Genomic DNA, 19,579 nt, shown 5'->3' with positions numbered 1-19,579 from the left:
GGCGCCGAGAGGCACCACGTCAGGCTGTCAGACCCCATGCGAGGGGATCGAACCGACGTCGACCGCCGAGTCGGGGCGTCCGGGTCGGGTCGACGTGCGGGGGAGGAATGAACCAGACCGTGCCTGCGCTGGGTGGCGCCCCCGGCGGGGTGTCGATGCGGATCTCCCACCCGTCGGCGTGCACGCGATGGTGGCAGGACGTGCACAGCAGGATCGCGTTATCGAGGTCGGTGGGCCCGGAATCCCGCTCCCACCACTGGATGTGGTGCGCCTCGGTGAAGGCAGGTGGCAGATGGCACGACGAGCACCCGCCATCGCGCTCGACGAGGATGAGCCGCTGCGCGGACGTGAAATGGCGCTTGGCCCGACCCCAGTCCAGGACTTCGCTGTCGGTGCCGAGCACGCAGGGGATGATGTCGGCAGCAGCGGACATCCGCCGTGCGCTTCCGGCGTCGATGGGCGCCTCCATCCCGTCGATGGTGGCGACACCTGCGCCGCCTCGCACATCGTCGAGCGTCATCCGCACCACCACGGTCACGGCCGAGGACGGGAGTGCGTCACGATCACAGCCGATGGCATGACGGCAGATCGCCGCCAGCGCATCGGCACGCATCTGTGTGAGCGAGCGCGATTCTTCGACGGCTGCGCCCGTGCGACGCCAGGACCGGCCGGCGTCCGCGTCGTCCGCTCCGTCGGAAGGGTCCGTCACGTCATCGCCGCCGTTCCCGGTCGTCGGTGGCACTGCGTTGTGACCGCGCGACGTCCGAAGCTGGTGGGTGACGATGGCCTCGATCGCGGCTACGACGGGCGCGGCCGACTCCGGGTCGAGCCGCGCCGTGAGGACCGTCATTCCGGCCGCGTCTTGCGCGATCTTCAGGGACCGCTCGCCGTGCTGCTCGGTGACCCGCGGTTCGAGGCCGTCGGGATCCAGATGCGCCTCCGCGCGGCGCAGTACCGCAAGGAGCTCGTCGTAGGTGAGGAGTGGAGCCTTTCGCGCGAGGGTCTTCTCGGCATGGTCGCGGGTTGCCTCGTCGAGGCGCAGCGACACCCGATCCAGCATGGTCGTGATCGCGCCGGCCGCGGTCACGCTGATGCTGCCGGCGTCGAGTGCAGCGGCGATGTGCGGATGCTTCGCCGGGAGGATCTCGCCCGACAGTGACATGCGCGGAGCGGTCGCCTGACCCACCTGGATCAGCCGCACCGCGTCCGCGGTGTGGCCGCCGGTCGCCTCCGCGATCAGCTTCGCAGGCGTCCGGAATCCGTTCTTCCGTGCCAATCCCTCGGTGCCCAGCTCCGGACGCGACCGCGCAGCCACCTCCGCCGCCACGCGTGCGTGCAGCCCGTCGACGCGGCGGCGGAGGTCGGCGACACGCTCGTTGATGAGCTTGACGGTCGCATCCGGGAGTGCGCTGGTGTCGGGTGCGTCTCCCCACGCGGCATCCAGTGCTGAGAGGGCCTCGGCGATGGCGGCGGTGGGGCTGGACATGCCTCGATTCTCGCAGGACCCTCGGACATTTGTTCGAATGATCTCGGATCTGTGGATAACCGCGGCCACTGCCGCCCGTGCGACGCAGGACCGTCCGCGGCGGGGCGGAGCCCCGGCGGCGGTAGGCTGAACTGCCATGCTCGAATTCGATCTCTCCGCCGACATCCAGGCCCTGCGCTCCACGTTCGGCGACATCAAGGCCGTTGTGGACGTCGAGGCGCTCACCGCCGAGATCGCCCGCCTGAGCGAGGAGGCCGGCGCTCCCGATCTGTGGGACGACGTCGACAAGGCGCAGAAAGTCACCAGCGCCCTCAGCCACCGTCAGACCGAGCTGCGTCGCATCACCGAGATCGAGCAGCGCCTCGACGACCTCGACGTGCTCGTGGAGCTCGCCAACGAGATGGACGACGAAGACACCGCCGAGGAGGCGCGTCGCGAGCTCGCCGAGCTCGAGGACGTCATCGGCCAGCTGGAAGTGCAGACGCTTCTGGACGGCGAGTACGACGACCGCTCGGCCGTCGTCACGATCCGCTCGGGCGCCGGCGGCGACGACGCCACTGACTTCGCGGAGATGCTCATGCGCATGTATCTGCGCTGGGCCGAGCGCCACAAGTACCCCGTGAAGGTCATGGACACCTCCTACGCCGAGGGCGCGGGAATCAAGTCCGCCACGTTCGAGATCGACGCGCCGTACGCGTACGGCACGCTGTCGGTCGAGGCCGGCACGCACCGCCTCGCCCGCATCAGCCCGTTCGGCTCTGCCGACAAGCGCCAGACGAGCTTCGCCGCCGTCGAGGTCATCCCCGTCATGGAGGAGGCCGTCGAGGTGGAGATCCCCGAGGGCGACCTGCGCGTGGACGTGTTCCGCTCGTCCGGCCCCGGAGGCCAGTCGGTCAACACCACCGACTCCGCCGTGCGCCTCACGCACCTTCCGACCGGCATCGTCGTGTCGATGCAGAACGAGAAGTCGCAGATCCAGAACCGCGCGGCCGCCATGCGCGTGCTGCAGACCCGCCTGCTCCTGCTCAAGCGCGAGGAGGAGGCGGCGAAGAAGAAGGAACTCGCCGGCACCATCACGGCGAGCTGGGGCGACCAGATGCGCTCCTACTTCCTGTACGGCCAGCAGCTCGTGAAAGACCTCCGCACCGGCTACGAGGTGGGCAACCCCGCCTCCGTCTTCGACGGCGACCTCGACGGTCTCATCGCCGCCGGCATCCGCTGGCGCAAGCGCAAAGACGACGACTGAGCCCGCGGCATCGGTGCGGGCGGCGCGTCACTGCAGGGTGTCGCGCGACCGGAGCTTAGGCTCGATGCGCCATGATCCGGTTCGAAAACGTCAGCAAGAAGTATCGCGGCACCTCCAAACCCGCCCTTGATTCGGTGGACTTCGAGGTGCAGCGCGGGGAGTTCGTTTTCCTCGTCGGCGCCTCCGGGTCCGGCAAGTCGTCGTGCCTGCGCCTGATCCTGCGCGAAGAGACTCCCAGCAGCGGCCGCGTCGTCGTGCTGGGCCGCGACCTGCGGACCCTGTCCAACCGCAAGGTGCCCTACTTCCGCCGTCACGTCGGTGCGGTGTTCCAGGACTTCCGCCTGCTGCCCACCAAGACGGTGTTCCAGAACGTCGCCTTCACTCTCCAGGTGACGGGCGCCTCCCGCGGCTTCATCCAGCAGGCCGTGCCCGAGGTGCTCAACCTCGTGGGCCTCAGCGGCAAGGAGAAGCGCCTGCCGCACGAGCTCTCCGGCGGGGAGCAGCAGCGCGTCGCGATCGCGCGCGCCCTCGTGAACCGCCCCCAGGTGCTCCTGGCCGACGAGCCGACCGGAAACCTCGACCCTGGTACCTCCATCGATATCATGCAGCTGCTGGCCCGCATCAACGCCGGCGGCACGACCGTCGTGATGGCCACGCACGAGGCCGCCTTCGTCGACCAGATGCAGCGCCGTGTCATCGAACTGCAGAACGGGCAGATGATGCGCGACGAACGTCACGGCGGATACGGCGACACCTCCGGGCTGCCGCGCCTGACCCCCGAGGTTGAGAAGGGAGCCGCCGCGGTGGCCGCCCTCACCGCAGTGCTCGAGGTGCAGCGCGAGGTCGCCCAGGTCGCCCCCGCCGCCGGCGCCGCCCTGGATGCTGCCGCCGACGAACTGGCCCCCGCCGTCGCCGACGCCCTGGGCCCCGTCGCCGCGCCAGAGGGCGCCGTCACGCACGAGACGTCTTACGAGTTCGGGCGCACCGAAGAGCCGGCATCCGTGTGGCCGCCGGCGCCCGAGGCACCCCGCGCCACCGCCGCCCCGCAGGTCCGTCCCGCGGAGAGCGCCCCCGAGACACAGCGAGAGGCCGCACCCGTGGCCGCCGCATCCGCCCCCGTGATGACGGAGCAGGCTCCCGCCCCCGGGGATGAGGCCGTGTCGACCCATACGCGCCCCGTCGCGGTCGACCTGCCGCAGGTCGACATCGACGAACTGGGCCTGGCCGACCGGCTGGGCCTGGACGACCGCAAGGATGAAGTGGGGCCCACCTCGTGAGATTCGGCCTCATCCTGTCGGAGGCCTTCTCGGGCCTGCGCCGCAACGCGTCCATGGTGATCTCGGTCGTCCTGGTCACCTTCGTGTCGCTGACCTTCGTCGGCGCCGCGATCCTGATGCAGATGCAGATCGCCCAGATGCGCGACTTCTGGGTCGACCGCGCCCAGGTCGCCGTCCACATGTGCACGAGCGTGTCCGACTCCGACACGTGCGTGAACGGGCTGGCCACCGAGGAGCAGGTCGAGCAGGTGCGCGCCGGGCTCGACGGCGACGCCCTGGCGCCGCTGATCCGCGACTATCGCTTCGTCACCAGCGACGAGGCGTACGAAGACGCGCTCGAGCAGCTCGGCGAGGACTACGCCGACATCCTCACTCCCGACCAGATCAACGCCAGCTTCTTCATCAACCTCAAGGACCAGGGCCAGTCGGAGGTGATCGCCGAGGCCTTCGGCGGGATGGAAGGCGTCGAAGAGGTGCAGGACCAGATGCAGTACCTCGAACCGCTCTTCGACGCCCTCACGATCGCGACCTATATCGCGGTCGGCATCGCGGCGCTCATGCTCATCGCGGCCGTGCTGCTGATCGGCACCACCATCCGGCTGTCGGCGTTCGCCCGGCGACGGGAGATCGGCATCATGCGGCTGGTCGGCGCATCCAACCGGTTCATCCAGACACCGTTCATCCTCGAGGGAGTCCTGGCGGCTCTCATCGGATCGGCGCTGGCGAGTACGGCGGTGTGGGCGATCGTCACCTTCGGCGTCGGCGACTACCTGCGCAACCGGATCACGTTCGTCACGACGTGGGTCGGTCCGCAGGATGTCGCTCTCGTGGTGCCGGTGATCGTGCTGATCGGCGTCGTGCTGGCTGCGCTGTCGGCGGGCTTCGCCATCCGCCGCTGGCTGCGCACGTAGCTTCGAGCGACCCGTGCGCAGCGCAGTCGGCCGCGCGCCTTGTAGACTGAACGGCTGCGTGTGCCCCGATGTTGAGGGAGGTGGGACATGCCCCGCGAAAAAGGCGAGAAGGTGATCGCGACGAACCGTCGCGCCCGCCACGACTATGCCATCGAGAAGACCTACGAGGCCGGCCTCGTCCTCACCGGCACCGAGGTGAAGTCGCTGCGGCAGGGTCGCGCCAACCTCACCGACGGCTACGCGTACATCGACGGCGGTCAGGCGTTCCTCGACGCCGTTCACATCCCGGAGTACTCGCAGGGCCACTGGACCAACCACGCCACGAAGCGCACCCGCAAGCTGCTGCTGCACAAGGACGAGATCATCAAGATCTCGCACGCGGTGTCGGCGGGCGGCTACACCCTCGTCCCGCTGCGGCTGTACTTCTCCGACGGTCGCGCGAAGGTCGAGATCGCCGTGGCCAAGGGTAAGCGCGAGTTCGAGAAGCGTCAGACGATCCGCGAGCGCGAGGACAAGCGCGAGGCCGAACGTGCCATGCGCTCCCGCAACCGCCTCGGCGACTGATCCTCAGCGGGCGAGGAAACGCGCCTCGACGGCGGCGCTGACCACGATGTCGGCAGGCTGGAGCGCGACGCCGGGACCGGAGGACTCCGCCGCCATCGCGCGCATCATCTGGGGACCACCGCGGTCGGGATGCGGCAGCAAGAGTCCCGCGTCGGCCATCTCCAGCGGCGACACCGACTCCAGACCCAGCGCACCGGCATAGGCGCGGGCGCGCTCCACCGCGACCTGCACGGCCTCGGCGGCGACCTCACGCTCGACCTCGGCACGGGTGGCGGGGGAGAGGTCCCAGCGGACATCGGTCACCTGCACCGCATCCGTCTCGGCCACTTCGCCGATCCACCACGACAGGGCGACGAAGTCGCGGAACGTCGCGGTGACGTCGATCGACGCGTGATGGACGGGAGGCAGCTGCCGCCCCTCGGTGTTCCACGGCCGCTCCGACCATACGGACACCCGGCCGCTCGACCACTCCACGACCTCGCCGGAGCGCTGGTGGGCGACCAGGTCGTCCCGCAGCGGTTCGGCGAGGGCCGTGACCCGCTCGATCACCGGGCCCCGTTCGGGTCCGTCTGCCCGCACCGCCAGCTGCACCACGGCGTGCTCCGGCGTGACGCGTCGCTCCTGCTCTCCCCGGACGGTGACGATGACCTCGCTCATGCCGCGAGCATACGGGTACTCCGGGAATGGCATGGGCCCCGCATCCGTTGTAGTCTGTGAGGCCGGATGCTTCGGCCTCCGGAAGATACAACTCCACAGCGTGACAGTGGCCCCTCCACACGGAGGATCACGGGGATGATCGGTTTCGACATCGCCTGTGAATTCGCGAGAAGCGGGCCGAGGATACAGGGTTATCTCGTAAACGCTCCCTGTAAACCAATAAGTGCCGAAACCAAGCGCACTGAGTTCGCCCTCGCTGCCTAAGCGAGCCTGAACTCCGTCAGACCGTAGGTGTTCCCGCTACGGATCCTGGCGTCATCTAGGGGACTTGCTGAGCGGTGGCGTCTGGACGCCGCTCGGGACTCTTCCCAGGCTGGGCTCGTCGACTTAGGTGTCTGTGACAAAGGTCGGAGCCGAGCAGAACGTCTGCACAGACTGCGCCCGGAGAAGACGCGATATCTCAGCGATGGACGGGGGTTCGATTCCCCCCATCTCCACAAGTCGCTGTCACCGAACAGGGCCCCGAAAGCCGCGTAATCATGCGGCTTTCGAGGCCTTTGTTCGTGGTCGGACAGGTGACCGCTCAGGCCGCCCTGAATCGCAAGCCATCCTGCGCCCGACGGTGCGAGAGGCTATGGCGCGCTCGCTCTTCGCGTGGCGGCGGCGGCGACTTCTTGTAGTGCCGCGAGGACCCTGCGGACGGGGGCGTGCGCTATGGCGTCTGGGCGGGCGAGTACGTCGACGTGGCGGACGAGTGAGACGCCGGTGACCGGGCGTAGGACCATGCCGTTGATCGCCAGTGGGGCGGCAGTCGTCCGTGGCATCACGGCGATCGCTGCACCGGTGCGGACGACTTCGGCGGCGACGGAGAACTCGTTGATGCGGTGATCGACCTGGGGGGCTTGACCGATCACGGCTCCTAGGTGGGCGAGCACACCGGTGAGGGGGAACCCCTCGTGGGTGGAGATCCAACGCTGATCCCGCAACTGCTCAGGCCTGATGCTGGGATGCGCAGCCAGGGGGTGGGCGGCGTGCAGGGCGATCTCGAGTGGTTCGACGAGAAGCGGTGTCACGACGAGACGTCCGGTCGGCCATGTGGGGTCGTGCGCGAGGCGGTGTGCGATGACGAGGTCGTAGTCCGCGGTGAGGCCGGTGAACTTGTCTTGCGCGACGTCGGCGTCAGCGAGAGAGACACGCGAACCGGTGCCCAGCTCGGTGAGAACCGGGCCGAACAGGGCGAGACCGGCGCTGTGGAATGCAGAGACCGTAACGGGTCGCTCCTCGTGTTCGAGGAATGACCCGACGGCGTCTCGGGCTTGGGCGAGGGCCTCGTCGACGCGTGCTGAGGCGACCGCCAGCGCGTCACCGGCTTCCGTGAGTACGAGTCGGCGCCCCTGCTTCATCGTCAGCGGGACCGGTATGCCGGCCTGCAACGTAGTGAGCTGCTGAGACACGGCAGATGCGCTGACGTGCAGCGCAGTCGCAACGGCCGCGACGCTGCCCCGGTCACCCAGCTCGCGGAGAAGACGTAGGCGAGCAGGATCCATAAGCGTTCCTAAATCGTCGATCAAGACATTGGCCGTTGTTCTTCCGCATCGGCTCTCTCGAGAGTAGTGGCATGGCACCTCGCATGCGCTCCGAACCCGTCGTCGATCTGCTCCTGCTCGGCGTCGCCGCGGCCTGGGGCGCGAGCTTCCTCGCTGCGAAGGATCTCGCCGCTGAGACAGGCGTACCCGCGGCCGTCGCCCTCCGCTTCCTCGTCGCTGCAGCCGCGACGTGGCTCGTGTGTCTCGTGCGAAAGGAACGACTCCCCAGAGGACGAGGCCTTGTGATCGCGGCCTGCCTGGGCTGCTCGCAAGCGGCCGTCATCGGGCTCGAGACCTGGGGCGTGCACCTGACCTCCGCGACCAATGCGGGGTTGTTGATCAGCCTGGCGCTCGTGATGACGCCCGTCCTTGATGGCATCGCGTCCCGATCGTGGCTACCCCGCTCGTACTTCATCGCCGCCGTAGCTGCCGTCGTCGGCGTCGCGCTCCTCGTCTCCGAGGGCGGTCTCCGCACACCGACGGTCGGTGACGGCCTCGTGATCGCCGCCGCGATCGTCCGGGCCTTCCACGTGACGGCGAGCGCGCATCTGACTCGCGGCCGCCCAGAGGGAACCTGGGGTGTGGTGCTTGTCCAGATGGCCGCGTGCGCGGCCACATTCACCGCCATGGCCGGACCCGACCTTCCCGCCGCCGCCGCGCAGCTCGATGCGCACCAGTGGGCGAACGTGCTCTTCCTTGGACTGCTGTGTTCGGTGTTCGCGTTCATCGTGCAGCTCTGGGCGGTGAAGCGAACCTCGGCTTCCCGCGCCAGCATCCTGATGGGAACCGAACCGGTGTGGGCCCTGCTTGTCGGAGTCCTCATCGCCGGCGAAGCGATCGGACCGCTCGGACTAGGCGGCGCTGTCTTGATCGTCAGCGCGAGCTACGCCGGGCAAACCATCGAGCGTCGGCATCGACAGCAGGTTGCCGACACGGCCCCCGGCCGAATCCGAGAAGAGCCTCCGTCTGATCGGCCGCGCCGACCTGAGGAGGCGACAACTCCTCGAGGAGAACCGTCCCGATAGCCGATCTGCCCGCGGGCCGCTACCCTCTCGTTCACGGAGGAGGCATCATGCACGCTGTCGTGGTCTTCGAGTCGCTCTGGGGAAACACCGAGCAGCTGGCGCGCGAGATCGCGGCCGGAATCGGCGGCGAACAAACCGAGGTGGTAGGCGCGGCGTCGGCGCCGAGCGCGCTGGACTCCGATGTCGACCTGCTCGTGGTCGGCGGACCGACCCACGCCTTTTCGATGTCGACTGGTTCGACACGCGAGTCGGCGAAGCAACAGGGCGCCGAGCACCTCCCGGAACGTGGCATCCGCGAGTGGATCGAAACGCTGACCCCGCCCGGTCGCGCAGTGCCCGTCGCGACCTTCGACACGAGGGTGGTCAGCCCTCGGCTCCCCGGGTCGGCGGCGAAGAAGGCGATGAAGCGACTCGTCGCGCTCGGTTTCCGTCCGATTGCCAAGCCCGAGACGTTCGGTGTGCACGGTTATACCGGCCCGGTCGCGGATGGCGAGTTGGAGCGCGCGCGCCACTGGGGAGCGGAGCTCGCGGGCGTCATGTCTCACCGCTGAGCTCATTCGCCCAGACGTGCCATCTCCTCAGCCATGGCGTGCGCGAACGCGGCGCCCGGCACATTCGCGGCGTCGAAATGGATGCCGCAGCACAGCCTGCCGTCGTAGGAGACCGCCGCGACTCCGAGCCGAACGTTGCCGGCGAGTACCGCAACCGGCCAGAGCGCGGTGACCTGGGCGCCCGCAAGACACAGGGCGCCTTCGGGGCCGGACACGTTGGTGACGAACCCGGCGACGAGGTGCTGCCGCCGTGCGACGCGATCCATGATGCGCGCGCCGACCGGGCCGCGCATGAACTCCAGCGTGCCCTGCTCTCTTGCCCGCACCTTCTCCCCGCGGGTCTGCTCGGCGATGAGCCGCAGGCGCTCGTCGGGGTCGGGTTCGCCGAGCGGCAGCCGCACCAGCATGACCCCCACTTGGTTGCCGGCGGGCCCGCGTCGCCGCAGTGCCACCGGCACCGACACCGGCAGCTCGACGGGAATCGGCTCGCCGGCAGCCGTCAAAGCCGCCCTGAACCCCGACGCCACCGCAGCGAGCAAGGCATCGTTCACCGTCGCACCCCGCGGGCGCACGCGCGTCTCGAGCGCCTCGATGTCGGTACGCAGAAACGCGACGCCGCGGTGCGGGCTGCGCTCACCGAGCAGCACGGTTGGCCCGACGTCACCACCCCGCAGTGTCTTGCGGATGCGACGCAGACCGACACGCAGCCGACGCAGGGTATGGCGCAGGCCGCGACGCGGAGCCACCGTGGACACGTGGAGGCCTGATGCGTTCGCCGACGTCTGCCGCGGCTCCCGGAGGTCGAAGAGCTGCTGCACGATCGCGACCGCCGCCATTCCATCGGCGATCGCGTGATGGATGCGCAACACGACGCCGGCCGCTGCCGTTGCCGCGCCTGGCACTACGAGGATCTCCCAGAGCGGACGATCCAAAAGGAGCGGCCGGGTCATGAGCTCGGCGCACATCTGCTCGAGACCTGCGCGGCCGTCGACGGGCTCCACGAGGCGGATGTGATGCTCGAGGTCAGGTTCCGTTTCCACCCAGCGGTGCCACCGGCCCGACGCGACAGCGCTCGTGCACAGCGCGGGCAGTGCTGCGACCCGACCGCGGAGGGCGTCGCGCAGTTCCGCCATGCTCGGGGTTCCATCCGCGGCGAGGAAGCCGCCTGGCGCGAGCAGCCCGGCGACGAGGAACACGTTGACCTGGCCGACGTGGTCGAGTACGAGGTTCGCCTCATCGACCGCCGCAAGCCGCTGCGTCACCGCGTGCGTGGTCACCACGGTAGCCTCGCAGTTCCCAGGCTCGAGACGGAAAGAACGCGGCTGGCGGCGAGCACCACCCATGCCAGATAGGCGAGAAGGCAGAACCTGTCCGGCCATCCGATTCGAATCTCTGGCGAGCCGCCCTGCCCGTGGGCGGGGGCGGAAGCGACGAGGAACCACACCAGTCCGGCCAACGGAACAACGGATGCGATCACCAGCGTCCAGCCGAGGGCGGGCGCCACCCCCACCCCCGCGACCAGCGCGGCAGGAGGGAAGCCGGCCAGCAAGGCCGCGCCCAGCACCGTGTGTGCCCTGCCCACTGGCGTGGCATCAGCGCGCGGAGTCGTGATCGGATCGGCATCGATGAACGCGGCACCGAGCGCGCCGAAGGCGACGGCTGCCAGGCCGATCGTCCACGCGCCGCCGAACGGCCATAAGGCGACGCACGTCGCAGAAAGGCCTATGGCCATCGTGACGAAGGCGAGGCGCATGACCCACCCGTGGCGCCCCAGGGAGTACTCACTGATCATCCGCCAGGACGCGTCATACTCGGGCTTGAGTACGTGGAGGATCGCGATCAGCGCCACCGTGAACCCGCCGGCCATGAGCGCCGTAGTGGCCGCGATCGCAGCGACGCTCGAGTGTGCAGCCATACTTCCCGCAAGCATGGGCCCTCCTCCGCGGCACTCTATCCCGTCGGCCGGTCGCGGGACGGGCCGAGCCACGTGGGCCCCGGGCTCGACGCGCGCTAAAGACAGGACGCTCGACCGGGCGATGCGCGAGGGTGCGCGGCGGGATCTCCCAGCGGCCCGCGGCCGTGTCGAGCCGGACGCCCGAGTAGGGCGACCGGGGCTCCGAGGGTGCTTAAAAGATGTGCGCTTCGCAGGATGCGAGGAACTTCTCACGGCGATGCTGAAGCTCGCGGTAAACCGTGGCGCGCGACACGCTGAACAGTTCCGCGATCTCGGTCTGGGTGTACTCGCCTCGATCGTGCACCTCGAACAGCAGGGCCCGCTGCGTCTTCGACAGCTTCGGCTGCTTTCCCTTCAGCCTTCCTTTGGCGCGGGCGACCGCCATCCCTTCTCGGGTGCGCATGCTGATCAGGTCCCGCTCGAACTCCGCCACCATGGCGAGCACGTTGAACAGCAGTCGACCGACGGGATCGGTGGGATTGTAGCGGTTCCCGCCGAGGCTGAGTGCGACGCCCTTTGACGTCAGCTCGTCCGCGATCTCGCGCGCGTCTCTCAGCGACCGGGCGAGCCGGTCGAGTTTCGTCACGACGAGGGTGTCTCCGCTTCGCACCGCGGCGAGCGCCTCCCGCAATCCCGGTCGGGAACGATTCGCGCCGGTCATGCCGTGGTCGACGTAGATGTGCGCGTCCTGAACGCCCAAACGCAGCAGTGCGTTGCGTTGAGCGGTGAGGTCCTGATCCGTGGTCGAGACCCTGGCGTATCCAATCTGTATTCCATCCATACGCCCAGCGTCGCGCCGCGCTGCTGACGCCGCACGCTGAGGATCGCTCAGTGGGTCAGATGATTGCGTGCACGCTGAAGGTCAGAGGGATAGCCGAACCTCGGCGAGCCTGTTCCCTCCGCATTGCTCCGTGCCGTCGATTCGCACCCAGTTGGCCTCTGCGACGCCCTGTGCGACTACGGACCCATTTCCATCCGTCAGCTGATAGCCGAGGAGCGGTTGCGCACTGCTTAGCGAAGCGGACCAGCCGTTCGAACTGTCACCGGTGAGTTCGAACACTCCCGTGGGTATGGGCGAGCGAGTCGAGCCCACCTCGGTCGGCATCTCCACGGGACCGGGGGTGCAATCCTCTCCTCCACACAACGACAGTTCGAGACCGGGGCGGGGCTCCAGAAGTTCGATGTTGACCACACTGCTGTAGCCGATCGTCGTGCACGCGACGAACGGGGATACGCACCCGGTGAGCAGCACGAGCGAGAGCAGAAGTAGGGGCAACGTCTTCATCAGCCGCATTGACTCAGGCTAGGAGGTGGCGACCGACAGTCGTCGATTTGTTGCCGGGTGCAACACGCGGAGAGCGACTTGCAGATCTCCGCGACGCACTAATACGGATCCGTCTACGGGCCCGGCGTCGAACCGGTAACTATCGTCGATCGCATGATGGAACTGGTCAACTGTGAGGGCATGCCCCTAGCCCGCAGCGTTGCGATCGCTGCCACTTTGTTCGTCGCAGGGTCCGTGATGACCGGGTGCGTGCAGTCGCAGGGATGTCCAGGGTGGGCTGGCTACGAAACGCCCGAAGACGCGTCGGACGCCGCGGATGCCGTCGCCGTGGGACATGTTGACGAGCTTCTGTCTACGGTGCAGCTGTACGGCGCAACCGCGAACGTCTGGTCGTTCGAAGTGGACGAGTGGCTCACGGGACGCGGACCAGATCGCATCGAGATACTGTCTCCGCCGTCAGCATGCGGCCAGAGCGACGACCCGTATTTCGGCGTGGATCCGTTCCAATCCGCGACGGACCACGCGACCTCTGTTGCGTTTCTCAGTGATCACGATGGCGAGTGGATGGCGATCAATCCGAGCCAAGGGGTGATTGAGGTATCCGGGAATCTCGAGTTGCCTGCAGCCTGGCCCCGGCCGGCAGACTGACTCGCGCCATCGCACGCTGGCCATCCCCTTACGTGCGCCGACCGCGAGCGCCGCAGGCAACGGGCTTTAGCCGGCCCTCGGCGGTCGCTGGACGCGACGCCGAGACGTAAGGCAGCCCGGTCTTGGCGGATAGTCTGATCCGCGGTTGCCAGACGGAGTCGAGTCGGGAGCAGTTGTCAGCATGATCTTCAAGTTCCGGAAGAGGGCGCGTACCCGTGTTGTCCTGGTGTCGTTCCGGGAGCTGACATCCGACAAGCCCGCCGACGCGAATCACGCCTACGCCTATACCTGGGATCTACCGGCTCCGCCGGAGGTGGGCACACGGGTATGGGTGCCGGGCAGCGACGGTCGTCCCGCGGCGGCGACCATAGCAGCGGTGGATGCTCCGGTGCCTCGCGGCTATACGCAGGCCGAGCTCAAGGCGGCCACGCGACTGATCACCGCCCAGGAGATCGCCGAGGCCAACGTCAAGGTGGTGGCCGATCGTGACGCATGGCTCGACATGGCGCGCCGCGCCGCTGGTTTGGCGGTCGCCGGACGTACACGCACAAAGCCGCCATCAGGTTTTGATCCGATTCCGCCAGCAGACGGCACCGCCTCCGCGCGCAAGGCTGGCGAATACGGCCGAGTGTGGTGGCGTGCGTTCAAGCAGGCCGAAGAGGCGGGGCGCGACGCAGACGAGATTTCTGCTTACCGCGCTATCGCTCACCGCTGGTACGCGATCCGCGACAAGGGCTGAGGCAGTCTTGTAAAGCTGCGCGTCGCGCGCGGCGTGACCTGGCAGAACCGGCTGAGCGTGCGCGGGCGATGGCGCGCGTCGATCCCCCCTGCGCGCGGTGAGCGGCATGCAGGAGACCGTGAGGGGCGACTCGGGACCGCATCCGGATGCGTAGAACCGAGGTGCTCCGGACTAGATGTCTGAGGTCAGCGGTAGAACCGATGTATGACCGACGTAGTCTTCTGGAGCGCGCTACAAGGCATTGGCACAGTGCTGGCGGCGATCGCCGCGATCATCGCATTAGTAATAGCTGGCCGACAGCTTGGAGAGCTTATCGCCTCCAACAAGCTTCTCGCGGCGTCGAACGAGGCGATGACCGAGTCCAACATCGCGCTAACGCGCCCCTATGTCGTCGTCGACTTCGAGTTCACGCCCACCGTTACCCGCCGTGGGGGTACGCTCGGCGCGTCCGTGTTCGTGACCGTTCGGAACGACGGAAAGACTCCCGCGCACAATGTCACGATGACGGTCGACCGTCCGTTTGAGCCGGTTTCAACGCCGAATACTGACGGTTGGAGGGAGGCGATCGCTGATCTGAATCGCCTGATGGACGGTTCGATGGTGTTGCGCTCCCTCACGAACACGCGCCCGCTCAAGTACTACTTGGACGGGGAAGAGCTCTTCGGGAAGGGCAACGAGCCAGCCCCGAGCTGGAAGGTTGAGGTCCGCTACGAAGACAGCGACGGCCGGGAGTATCGCGAGTCCTTCTCCCTCGAGGTCGAGCCGTGGCGTCGATCGATCGCGATAGCCGACCCGCTTGTACGCATTGGGAAGTATGTCGATGCCGTCGCCCACGCCGTTAAGGATTTGGACGGCACGGTGAAAAACAAGAACCTCGAAGTCAGGGTGGACGCCCGCAACGGCGGTGGTCGCCAGCTCATCTGATTCAGGTGTCCCGCAGCATCCCCCAAGCGGGCATTGCTTGATCATGCCTCGATAGACTCGGAGGCCTTTTCACGTCGCAATGCCCACACTGGCCAGCTTTGCAGCGCATCGAGCTCGTGGTCGCCGAGCTCGGCAAGAACCAGCTGCAGTTCCTCTTCATCCCCGAGGAGGATCAGGAGGCAGGCTTCCAGGAGACCCGCCTGTTCGCCATTGCGGTCGAGGGAGCGACGGGCGCTTCGGATGCTCTGACGGTCGTCGTTGGTGAGAGCGCCAAGTCGATGCTGAATTTGCCACCAGTTGATCCGGTGGATGAGCGAGTCGGGCTGCTGCCCCATCAGCCACTTGCACAGCTCGATAGCTCCGCCAACCAGATATCGTTGCTGGCCCCCATCCTCAGCGAGGTCGGCGGCTGAGAGGAGCCTCAGTACCATTAAGTTCGCCTTGTTCCATGCGCTCGCCCGGTCCTCAAGCGCCTCGTAGGCGCCGACAACCTCGTGCAGGCGCAGATTGAGGATTGATGCCATGTCCTCCGGCGTGACCGACTCGTAAACGGTTCCCCAGTCGACCGGGTGAGGCGAGCCCTCTTCATCGAGTTGGTAGATGCGGAATCGGTCGCGTTTGGACGGATCAAATGGGTCCACGACGCGTCTGTGCTCCTCATCCTCAGCTGGCATCACGATAACCATGATCCTTTTCTCCCCAACCGGGATGTCATACCGGCCAGTGCCATCTGAGCTTCCGCGGACCGCACGATCTTGGTAGATGCCCTCGTGAAGAGCGAGGAGCATCCTCCTCGTCTTGTCGTCGATCGGAATAGTCGATGTCAGCGCGTCGTCTACGCCGAGCTCGTCGAAGAGCTCCATCAGGCGCACCAGTTCAGCGCGGACCGAATCGAGCTGCCGTGCAAGCTTCGGGTCACCGTCGCTTCCATCGCCGGAGAACCCACCGATGACAATGGGACTCCCACTCGCGGCAGCGAGCACGAAGTCGACGTTCTTGGCCTGCTGGCGGAAGGTGCCTTCGCGAGTGAGATGAAGGGTCGTCCTCACGGTGCTGGCTTCGACCGTAAGGCGGAGTTCGAGGCCTGCGGAAAGATGGAGAAGATGCGTGTTCTCGTCCAGGCGTCGACCCGAGCCGTCGGTGAATTCGACCCCGCCGCAGCGGATGGAGACTGCTAGGTCGCGCTCGAGGTAGTCGTGCGGAAGGACCTCGAGGTCGATGTCGATGGCAACCTCAAGGCCACCTCTCAGCTGCGCAACGACGACATAGTCTGTCTCGTCCAAGGACAGCCGGGTCGGACGGTCCTCATCGAATCCGATCAGAGAGTGGATCCGCAGGCTCTCGGCCTGATTCACCAGATCACCGTTCCCGCTGCCGGCAGCGCTCTGGATGCGTCCGCTCCATGCCAGTCGGACTATTCTCTCGACCTTCGACGCCTCCGCGGGAAGCCGACTTAGCTTGACCGTAAATGACTTCTGCTTCGCATCGCCGTTAGCGAGGAGTCGGTCAATCTTGAAGGGTAGAAGGATCACGTAAAAGATCTCTCGCTCGCTGCCGTCCTCCCTCATGGGCACGTAGAAATAGAGGCCGCCGCCATGGCTGCGGAAGAAATCAAGCACCTCCCGCTCGACCGAGAACGACTGGTGCTGACGAGAAGCCTTGATTCGCGCCTTCGTTACTCGACCTTTGACTTGCACCGGGACGCGACCCTCATGTGTCTTCTTGCTGTGCTTCTTCGCAGAGAAGAAATCGATGTGCCCGTCGGTGATCGGGGTCTTGTCCCCATGGCTGATCTCCGGGTTCAGATGCGGGCATAGCGCGACGCGGTCGCTCACGGCATTTACAGCCAATTGCTCTACAGACACACGATGATTGTGGCGCACCGCCCGAAACTCGCCCATCTCTACCTCCACGCCATTGCCACTTGACGTGGTTCAAAGCCCCGATTGCCTTAGGGGAGTCGCCGGCGTAGGTCATGTGCACAGTGCCCTTCGACGGGCCGCAGCCGCCCTCTTACCGGTGGCTCACCGTGCTGGAGCACGCCCGACTCCGGCGGCTGCCAGCATCCCGGCCGATACGAAGGTCGCGATGCCGATGCCGAGCTGCAGCACCGTCGCGATGAGCATCAAGCCGACACCGCACCACAACGCGACGAATGACCACCGGCGCATCATCAGGGGACGCGCCGCTCCGACTATCAGGCTCACGGTGCACAGGATGATGCTGGGCAGCACCGTAGCGGCCCAGAGGCCCAATCCTGTCTCGCCAGCGGGTCGGGGGCCGGAGTAGAGGGTCGCGGCGTAGTAGGTCCACCAGCCGATCCACCCGATCGGAACCGCAGCCAGAACCAGGAACATGACGGAGCGACCGCGCGACGGCGCCGCAATCGCAACGAGGAGCCCGGCAACGATGATCAGAGCCGACATCCCGCCGAGCACGACTGCCACACCGAGGTAGCCGATACCGTCGGCGCACACCCATGTGCCGTCCGGGCCCCATTCACCACCGATGCCCCACGAACAGTTGAAGTGGAGTGTGTCCCGCACGAGGCCCAGCGCCGACCATCCGAAAGTTAGTGCTAGGACTCCGCCAATCACGATGGCGAGCGCCGCTTCCGGGCCGCGCTTGCTCCGGACCTCAGCGGCGTTCGGGCGCGCATCATCCATAGGATTGGCCCTCACCTTCCCGACGTTACCGCCCGCCCGGGCTCTGTGTCGCGTAGCTCCCCGATGGTGGTTGAACGTGCCGCCCTGGAGCGGACGGTCGTGTCGTTGGGAGGTCAGGCCGTCGGTGTGCCCGGCTCCCAGGCGAGGCCTGTTCGGGTGGCGTCTTCGTTGAGCAGGTGTCGAATGGGCTCCGCATCCTCGGCGGCGCATGACAAGGCGATAAGGCTCATCGTCAACACGTCGATGATGCATCCTCGTTTCGCGTAGGCCTCCGCGTTCCGGCGCCAGGCGGGCGGACTGAACTCCAGGCCCGCCCGTAGTCGGTCCTCTTGCGTACGGCTGTCAGCGTCAAGCGGTCAGGGGCTGACCTGCTTCTGCGCCCGGCATGCTGGACTCTTCGGCGAGTGAGTCGAGTGAGAGGTCGAGCGCGGATGCGACTGCGGTGACAGTGGCGAAGGAAGGGGTGACCAAGCGGCCGGCCTCGATCTTCCGCAGTGTCTCGGGCGAGATCCTTGCCATGGACGCAACTTCGAGGATCGAGCGGCTCCCTCGCGCCTGCCGCAGAAGAGCGCCTAGGCGCCGGCCACGCTCGATATCCTCCGGGGTGTGTGGCAAGCGAACCATCATGAAGTCGAGCATATCGGTATAGTTTGACCGGTACTTTAATACCGAACTGGTTGGAGCGCTTGATGATCGAGATCTTCCGTTCATCGGAGGTCGACCGTGCCCGGTCCGCTGGCGCAGTGGTCGCGAACATACTGCACGAATTGCGCGAGCGGTCCACTGTAGGGGTGAACCTCCTGGATATCGATGAGTGGGCGCGCAAGCTCATCGTGGCGGCTGGCGCGCAGTCCTGCTACGTCGATTACGCGCCGTCGTTCGGCAACGGGCCCTTCGGGCACTACATCTGTATGGCCGTGAACGACGCGGTTCTTCACGGGTTGCCGCATGACTACGCGCTCCGGGATGGGGACCTTGTCACCCTGGATCTCGCGGTCCTCAAGAATGGGATGGCCGCGGATGCCGCAGTCAGCTTCATCGTCGGGCCGACCAAACCCGCAAGCAGTATCCGACTCATCGAGGCCACCGAGAACGCTCTTGCGGCCGCCATCGACGCAGCTCGTCCGGGGAACCGTATCGGCGACATCTCGTACGCCATCGGCTCCGTGCTCGAGGAAGCCGGGTACTCGATCAACACGGAGTTCGGCGGACATGGGATCGGTTCCGTCATGCACGGCGACCCGCACATACCGAATACTGGACGCCCTGGCCGTGGGTACAAGCTGCGCCCCGGTCTGCTTCTCGCCCTCGAACCCTGGGTGATGGAAGACACGGACGCTCTGATCACTGACCCGGACGGATGGACCCTTCGCAGCGCTACAGGCTGTCGCACAGCGCACAGCGAGCACACCATCGCGATCACCACGGGCGCCGCCGAGATTCTCACCGCGCCGCGCTAATCGGAAGGCATGCCCCGCTACAGCCCTATGCGAACGTAGGTCGGTGCCCTCGTCGTCACGCCGTTCCCACCTGGGTACGCTGATTTGCGTGAGCGCCAATGTATACGTTGGGGCGCTGTTGCTTGTCGGCCTCGCGTTGGTCGCCTGGGGCAGCGCGGTACTTTCGTCGATTGGAGGCGTCGCGATCCTCACTCTGGGAGCCGCGGCCCTTGCTGCCGGACTCGTGCTGGTGGGTCTTCGGTTGGTCGGCCAACCGAAGTAGGGATCGATCAGGGGCTCTGGTTGCTGCCCGCGAGCCGGTCCGTAAAAGAGCGCCCGAGGAGCCGAAGCAGGCGAAGGCCGACGCCCTGGCGCCGCATAGCGACATGTCGGGTATCCTTCGCGGGAACGGTGCGGTCTAGGTCGATCGCACCGACGGGGGACATCGATGTCGAACAGCCAGCCGCCTATGCCACCAGCCGGATGGTACGTCAAGGCACCCGATCTCGGCGTCGAACAGTGGTGGGATGGCGCGAGGTGGAGCGGCCATACGCGGCCCGTTACGCCACCGGTCCCGTCCCCTCCTCCTTTGCCTCACCACCCGACCGGAGTCACCTGCCC

20 protein-coding genes, 1 other RNA gene and 1 pseudogene are annotated in these 19,579 nt (G+C 66.9%); 12 read left to right on the top strand and 10 right to left on the bottom strand.

What is annotated here, in order from left to right; all coding sequences use genetic code 11:
• Nucleotides 1–19: 19 nt before the first annotated feature.
• On the bottom strand, nt 20–1,486 hold the full coding sequence (locus E4K62_RS11045; protein ID WP_135067410.1) for an HNH endonuclease: 1,467 nt from the start codon (nt 1,484–1,486) through the stop codon (nt 20–22).
• A 136-nt stretch (nt 1,487–1,622) separates the two neighbouring features.
• Here E4K62_RS11045 and prfB point away from each other — a divergent pair, with 136 nt between their 5' ends.
• The 4 genes from prfB (at nt 1,623) to smpB (ending at nt 5,484) form a co-directional block, all read left to right on the top strand.
• Nucleotides 1,623–2,732 carry a peptide chain release factor 2 gene (prfB, locus tag E4K62_RS11040; protein WP_135067408.1) on the top strand — a complete coding sequence of 370 codons (1,110 nt, stop codon included), beginning with the start codon at nt 1,623–1,625 and terminating at the stop codon, nt 2,730–2,732.
• A gap of 71 nt (nt 2,733–2,803) precedes the next feature.
• The gene (gene ftsE / locus E4K62_RS11035) at nt 2,804–4,009 is read left to right on the top strand and encodes a cell division ATP-binding protein FtsE (protein WP_135067406.1); all 1,206 of its coding nucleotides are present in this window, start codon (nt 2,804–2,806) and stop codon (nt 4,007–4,009) included.
• A complete protein-coding gene (gene ftsX / locus E4K62_RS11030; protein WP_135067404.1) occupies nt 4,006–4,920 on the top strand; it encodes a permease-like cell division protein FtsX in 915 nt (304 codons plus the stop codon). The genes ftsE and ftsX overlap by 4 nt, the downstream gene beginning before the upstream one ends.
• A gap of 87 nt (nt 4,921–5,007) precedes the next feature.
• A complete protein-coding gene (gene smpB, locus E4K62_RS11025; protein ID WP_135067402.1) occupies nt 5,008–5,484 on the top strand; it encodes an SsrA-binding protein SmpB in 477 nt (158 codons plus the stop codon).
• Between the two features lie 3 nt (nt 5,485–5,487).
• Here the strand turns inward: smpB and E4K62_RS11020 are convergent, their stop codons facing one another.
• Nucleotides 5,488–6,141, bottom strand: a complete 654-nt coding sequence (locus E4K62_RS11020; RefSeq protein WP_135067400.1) for an SIMPL domain-containing protein — start codon at nt 6,139–6,141, stop codon at nt 5,488–5,490.
• A 131-nt stretch (nt 6,142–6,272) separates the two neighbouring features.
• Between E4K62_RS11020 and ssrA the strand changes: the two genes are divergently transcribed.
• Nucleotides 6,273–6,641, top strand: a transfer-messenger RNA (tmRNA) gene (ssrA, locus tag E4K62_RS11015).
• Between the two features lie 132 nt (nt 6,642–6,773).
• On the opposite strand, the gene E4K62_RS11010 is transcribed toward ssrA, so the two are convergent.
• Nucleotides 6,774–7,688, bottom strand: coding sequence for a LysR family transcriptional regulator (locus tag E4K62_RS11010; protein WP_135067398.1), 915 nt, complete (start codon nt 7,686–7,688; stop codon nt 6,774–6,776).
• Nucleotides 7,689–7,759: 71 nt separating this feature from the next.
• Here E4K62_RS11010 and E4K62_RS11005 point away from each other — a divergent pair, with 71 nt between their 5' ends.
• Together E4K62_RS11005 and E4K62_RS11000 are read left to right on the top strand one after the other, a co-directional pair.
• Nucleotides 7,760–8,752: a DMT family transporter gene (locus E4K62_RS11005; RefSeq protein WP_135067396.1), complete on the top strand. Its 993-nt coding sequence runs from the start codon at nt 7,760–7,762 to the stop codon at nt 8,750–8,752.
• 47 nt (nt 8,753–8,799) lie between these two features.
• Nucleotides 8,800–9,303, top strand: a complete 504-nt coding sequence (locus E4K62_RS11000; protein WP_135067394.1) for a flavodoxin family protein — start codon at nt 8,800–8,802, stop codon at nt 9,301–9,303.
• 2 nt (nt 9,304–9,305) lie between these two features.
• Here E4K62_RS11000 and E4K62_RS10995 read toward each other — a convergent pair whose 3' ends face one another.
• From E4K62_RS10995 to E4K62_RS10980, 4 genes are all read right to left on the bottom strand, one after another.
• The gene (locus tag E4K62_RS10995) at nt 9,306–10,580 is read right to left on the bottom strand and encodes a wax ester/triacylglycerol synthase domain-containing protein (RefSeq protein ID WP_240742668.1); all 1,275 of its coding nucleotides are present in this window, start codon (nt 10,578–10,580) and stop codon (nt 9,306–9,308) included.
• The gene (locus tag E4K62_RS10990) at nt 10,577–11,218 is read right to left on the bottom strand and encodes a DUF998 domain-containing protein (protein WP_167747777.1); all 642 of its coding nucleotides are present in this window, start codon (nt 11,216–11,218) and stop codon (nt 10,577–10,579) included. The genes E4K62_RS10995 and E4K62_RS10990 overlap by 4 nt, the downstream gene beginning before the upstream one ends.
• Nucleotides 11,219–11,429: 211 nt before the next feature.
• Nucleotides 11,430–12,038 carry a recombinase family protein gene (locus E4K62_RS10985; RefSeq protein WP_187270450.1) on the bottom strand — a complete coding sequence of 203 codons (609 nt, stop codon included), beginning with the start codon at nt 12,036–12,038 and terminating at the stop codon, nt 11,430–11,432.
• A gap of 81 nt (nt 12,039–12,119) precedes the next feature.
• Nucleotides 12,120–12,551, bottom strand: coding sequence for a hypothetical protein (locus E4K62_RS10980; RefSeq protein WP_135067388.1), 432 nt, complete (start codon nt 12,549–12,551; stop codon nt 12,120–12,122).
• 144 nt (nt 12,552–12,695) lie between these two features.
• Between E4K62_RS10980 and E4K62_RS10975 the strand changes: the two genes are divergently transcribed.
• From E4K62_RS10975 to E4K62_RS10965, 3 genes are all read left to right on the top strand, one after another.
• Nucleotides 12,696–13,190: a hypothetical protein gene (locus tag E4K62_RS10975; protein WP_135067386.1), complete on the top strand. Its 495-nt coding sequence runs from the start codon at nt 12,696–12,698 to the stop codon at nt 13,188–13,190.
• A 181-nt stretch (nt 13,191–13,371) separates the two neighbouring features.
• Nucleotides 13,372–13,929, top strand: coding sequence for a hypothetical protein (locus tag E4K62_RS10970; protein ID WP_135067384.1), 558 nt, complete (start codon nt 13,372–13,374; stop codon nt 13,927–13,929).
• A 204-nt stretch (nt 13,930–14,133) separates the two neighbouring features.
• Nucleotides 14,134–14,853 (top strand): hypothetical protein, encoded by a 720-nt coding sequence (locus E4K62_RS10965; protein ID WP_135067382.1) that lies wholly within the window; start codon nt 14,134–14,136, stop codon nt 14,851–14,853.
• A gap of 41 nt (nt 14,854–14,894) precedes the next feature.
• On the opposite strand, the gene E4K62_RS10960 is transcribed toward E4K62_RS10965, so the two are convergent.
• The 3 genes from E4K62_RS10960 to E4K62_RS10950 form a co-directional block, all read right to left on the bottom strand.
• On the bottom strand, nt 14,895–16,754 hold the full coding sequence (locus E4K62_RS10960; protein ID WP_205805746.1) for a hypothetical protein: 1,860 nt from the start codon (nt 16,752–16,754) through the stop codon (nt 14,895–14,897).
• 123 nt (nt 16,755–16,877) lie between these two features.
• On the bottom strand, nt 16,878–17,519 hold the full coding sequence (locus tag E4K62_RS10955) for a hypothetical protein (protein WP_135067378.1): 642 nt from the start codon (nt 17,517–17,519) through the stop codon (nt 16,878–16,880).
• Between the two features lie 348 nt (nt 17,520–17,867).
• Entirely contained in the window at nt 17,868–18,143 is a 276-nt protein-coding gene (locus tag E4K62_RS10950; RefSeq protein WP_135071243.1) for a helix-turn-helix domain-containing protein, read from the bottom strand.
• 65 nt (nt 18,144–18,208) lie between these two features.
• Between E4K62_RS10950 and map the strand changes: the two genes are divergently transcribed.
• Nucleotides 18,209–18,979 carry a type I methionyl aminopeptidase gene (gene map / locus E4K62_RS10945; RefSeq protein ID WP_135067376.1) on the top strand — a complete coding sequence of 257 codons (771 nt, stop codon included), beginning with the start codon at nt 18,209–18,211 and terminating at the stop codon, nt 18,977–18,979.
• Between the two features lie 427 nt (nt 18,980–19,406).
• Nucleotides 19,407–19,523 (top strand): annotated as a pseudogene (locus tag E4K62_RS19060) (DUF2510 domain-containing protein); the annotation flags it as partial.
• Between the last annotated feature and the right edge of the window lie 56 nt (nt 19,524–19,579).

Source organism: Microbacterium wangchenii (assembly GCF_004564355.1).
Classification (GTDB): Bacteria; Actinomycetota; Actinomycetes; order Actinomycetales; family Microbacteriaceae; genus Microbacterium; species Microbacterium wangchenii.
The sequence above is the reverse complement of the archived record's forward strand: the minus strand, read 5'-3'. Positions and strand labels throughout refer to the sequence as shown.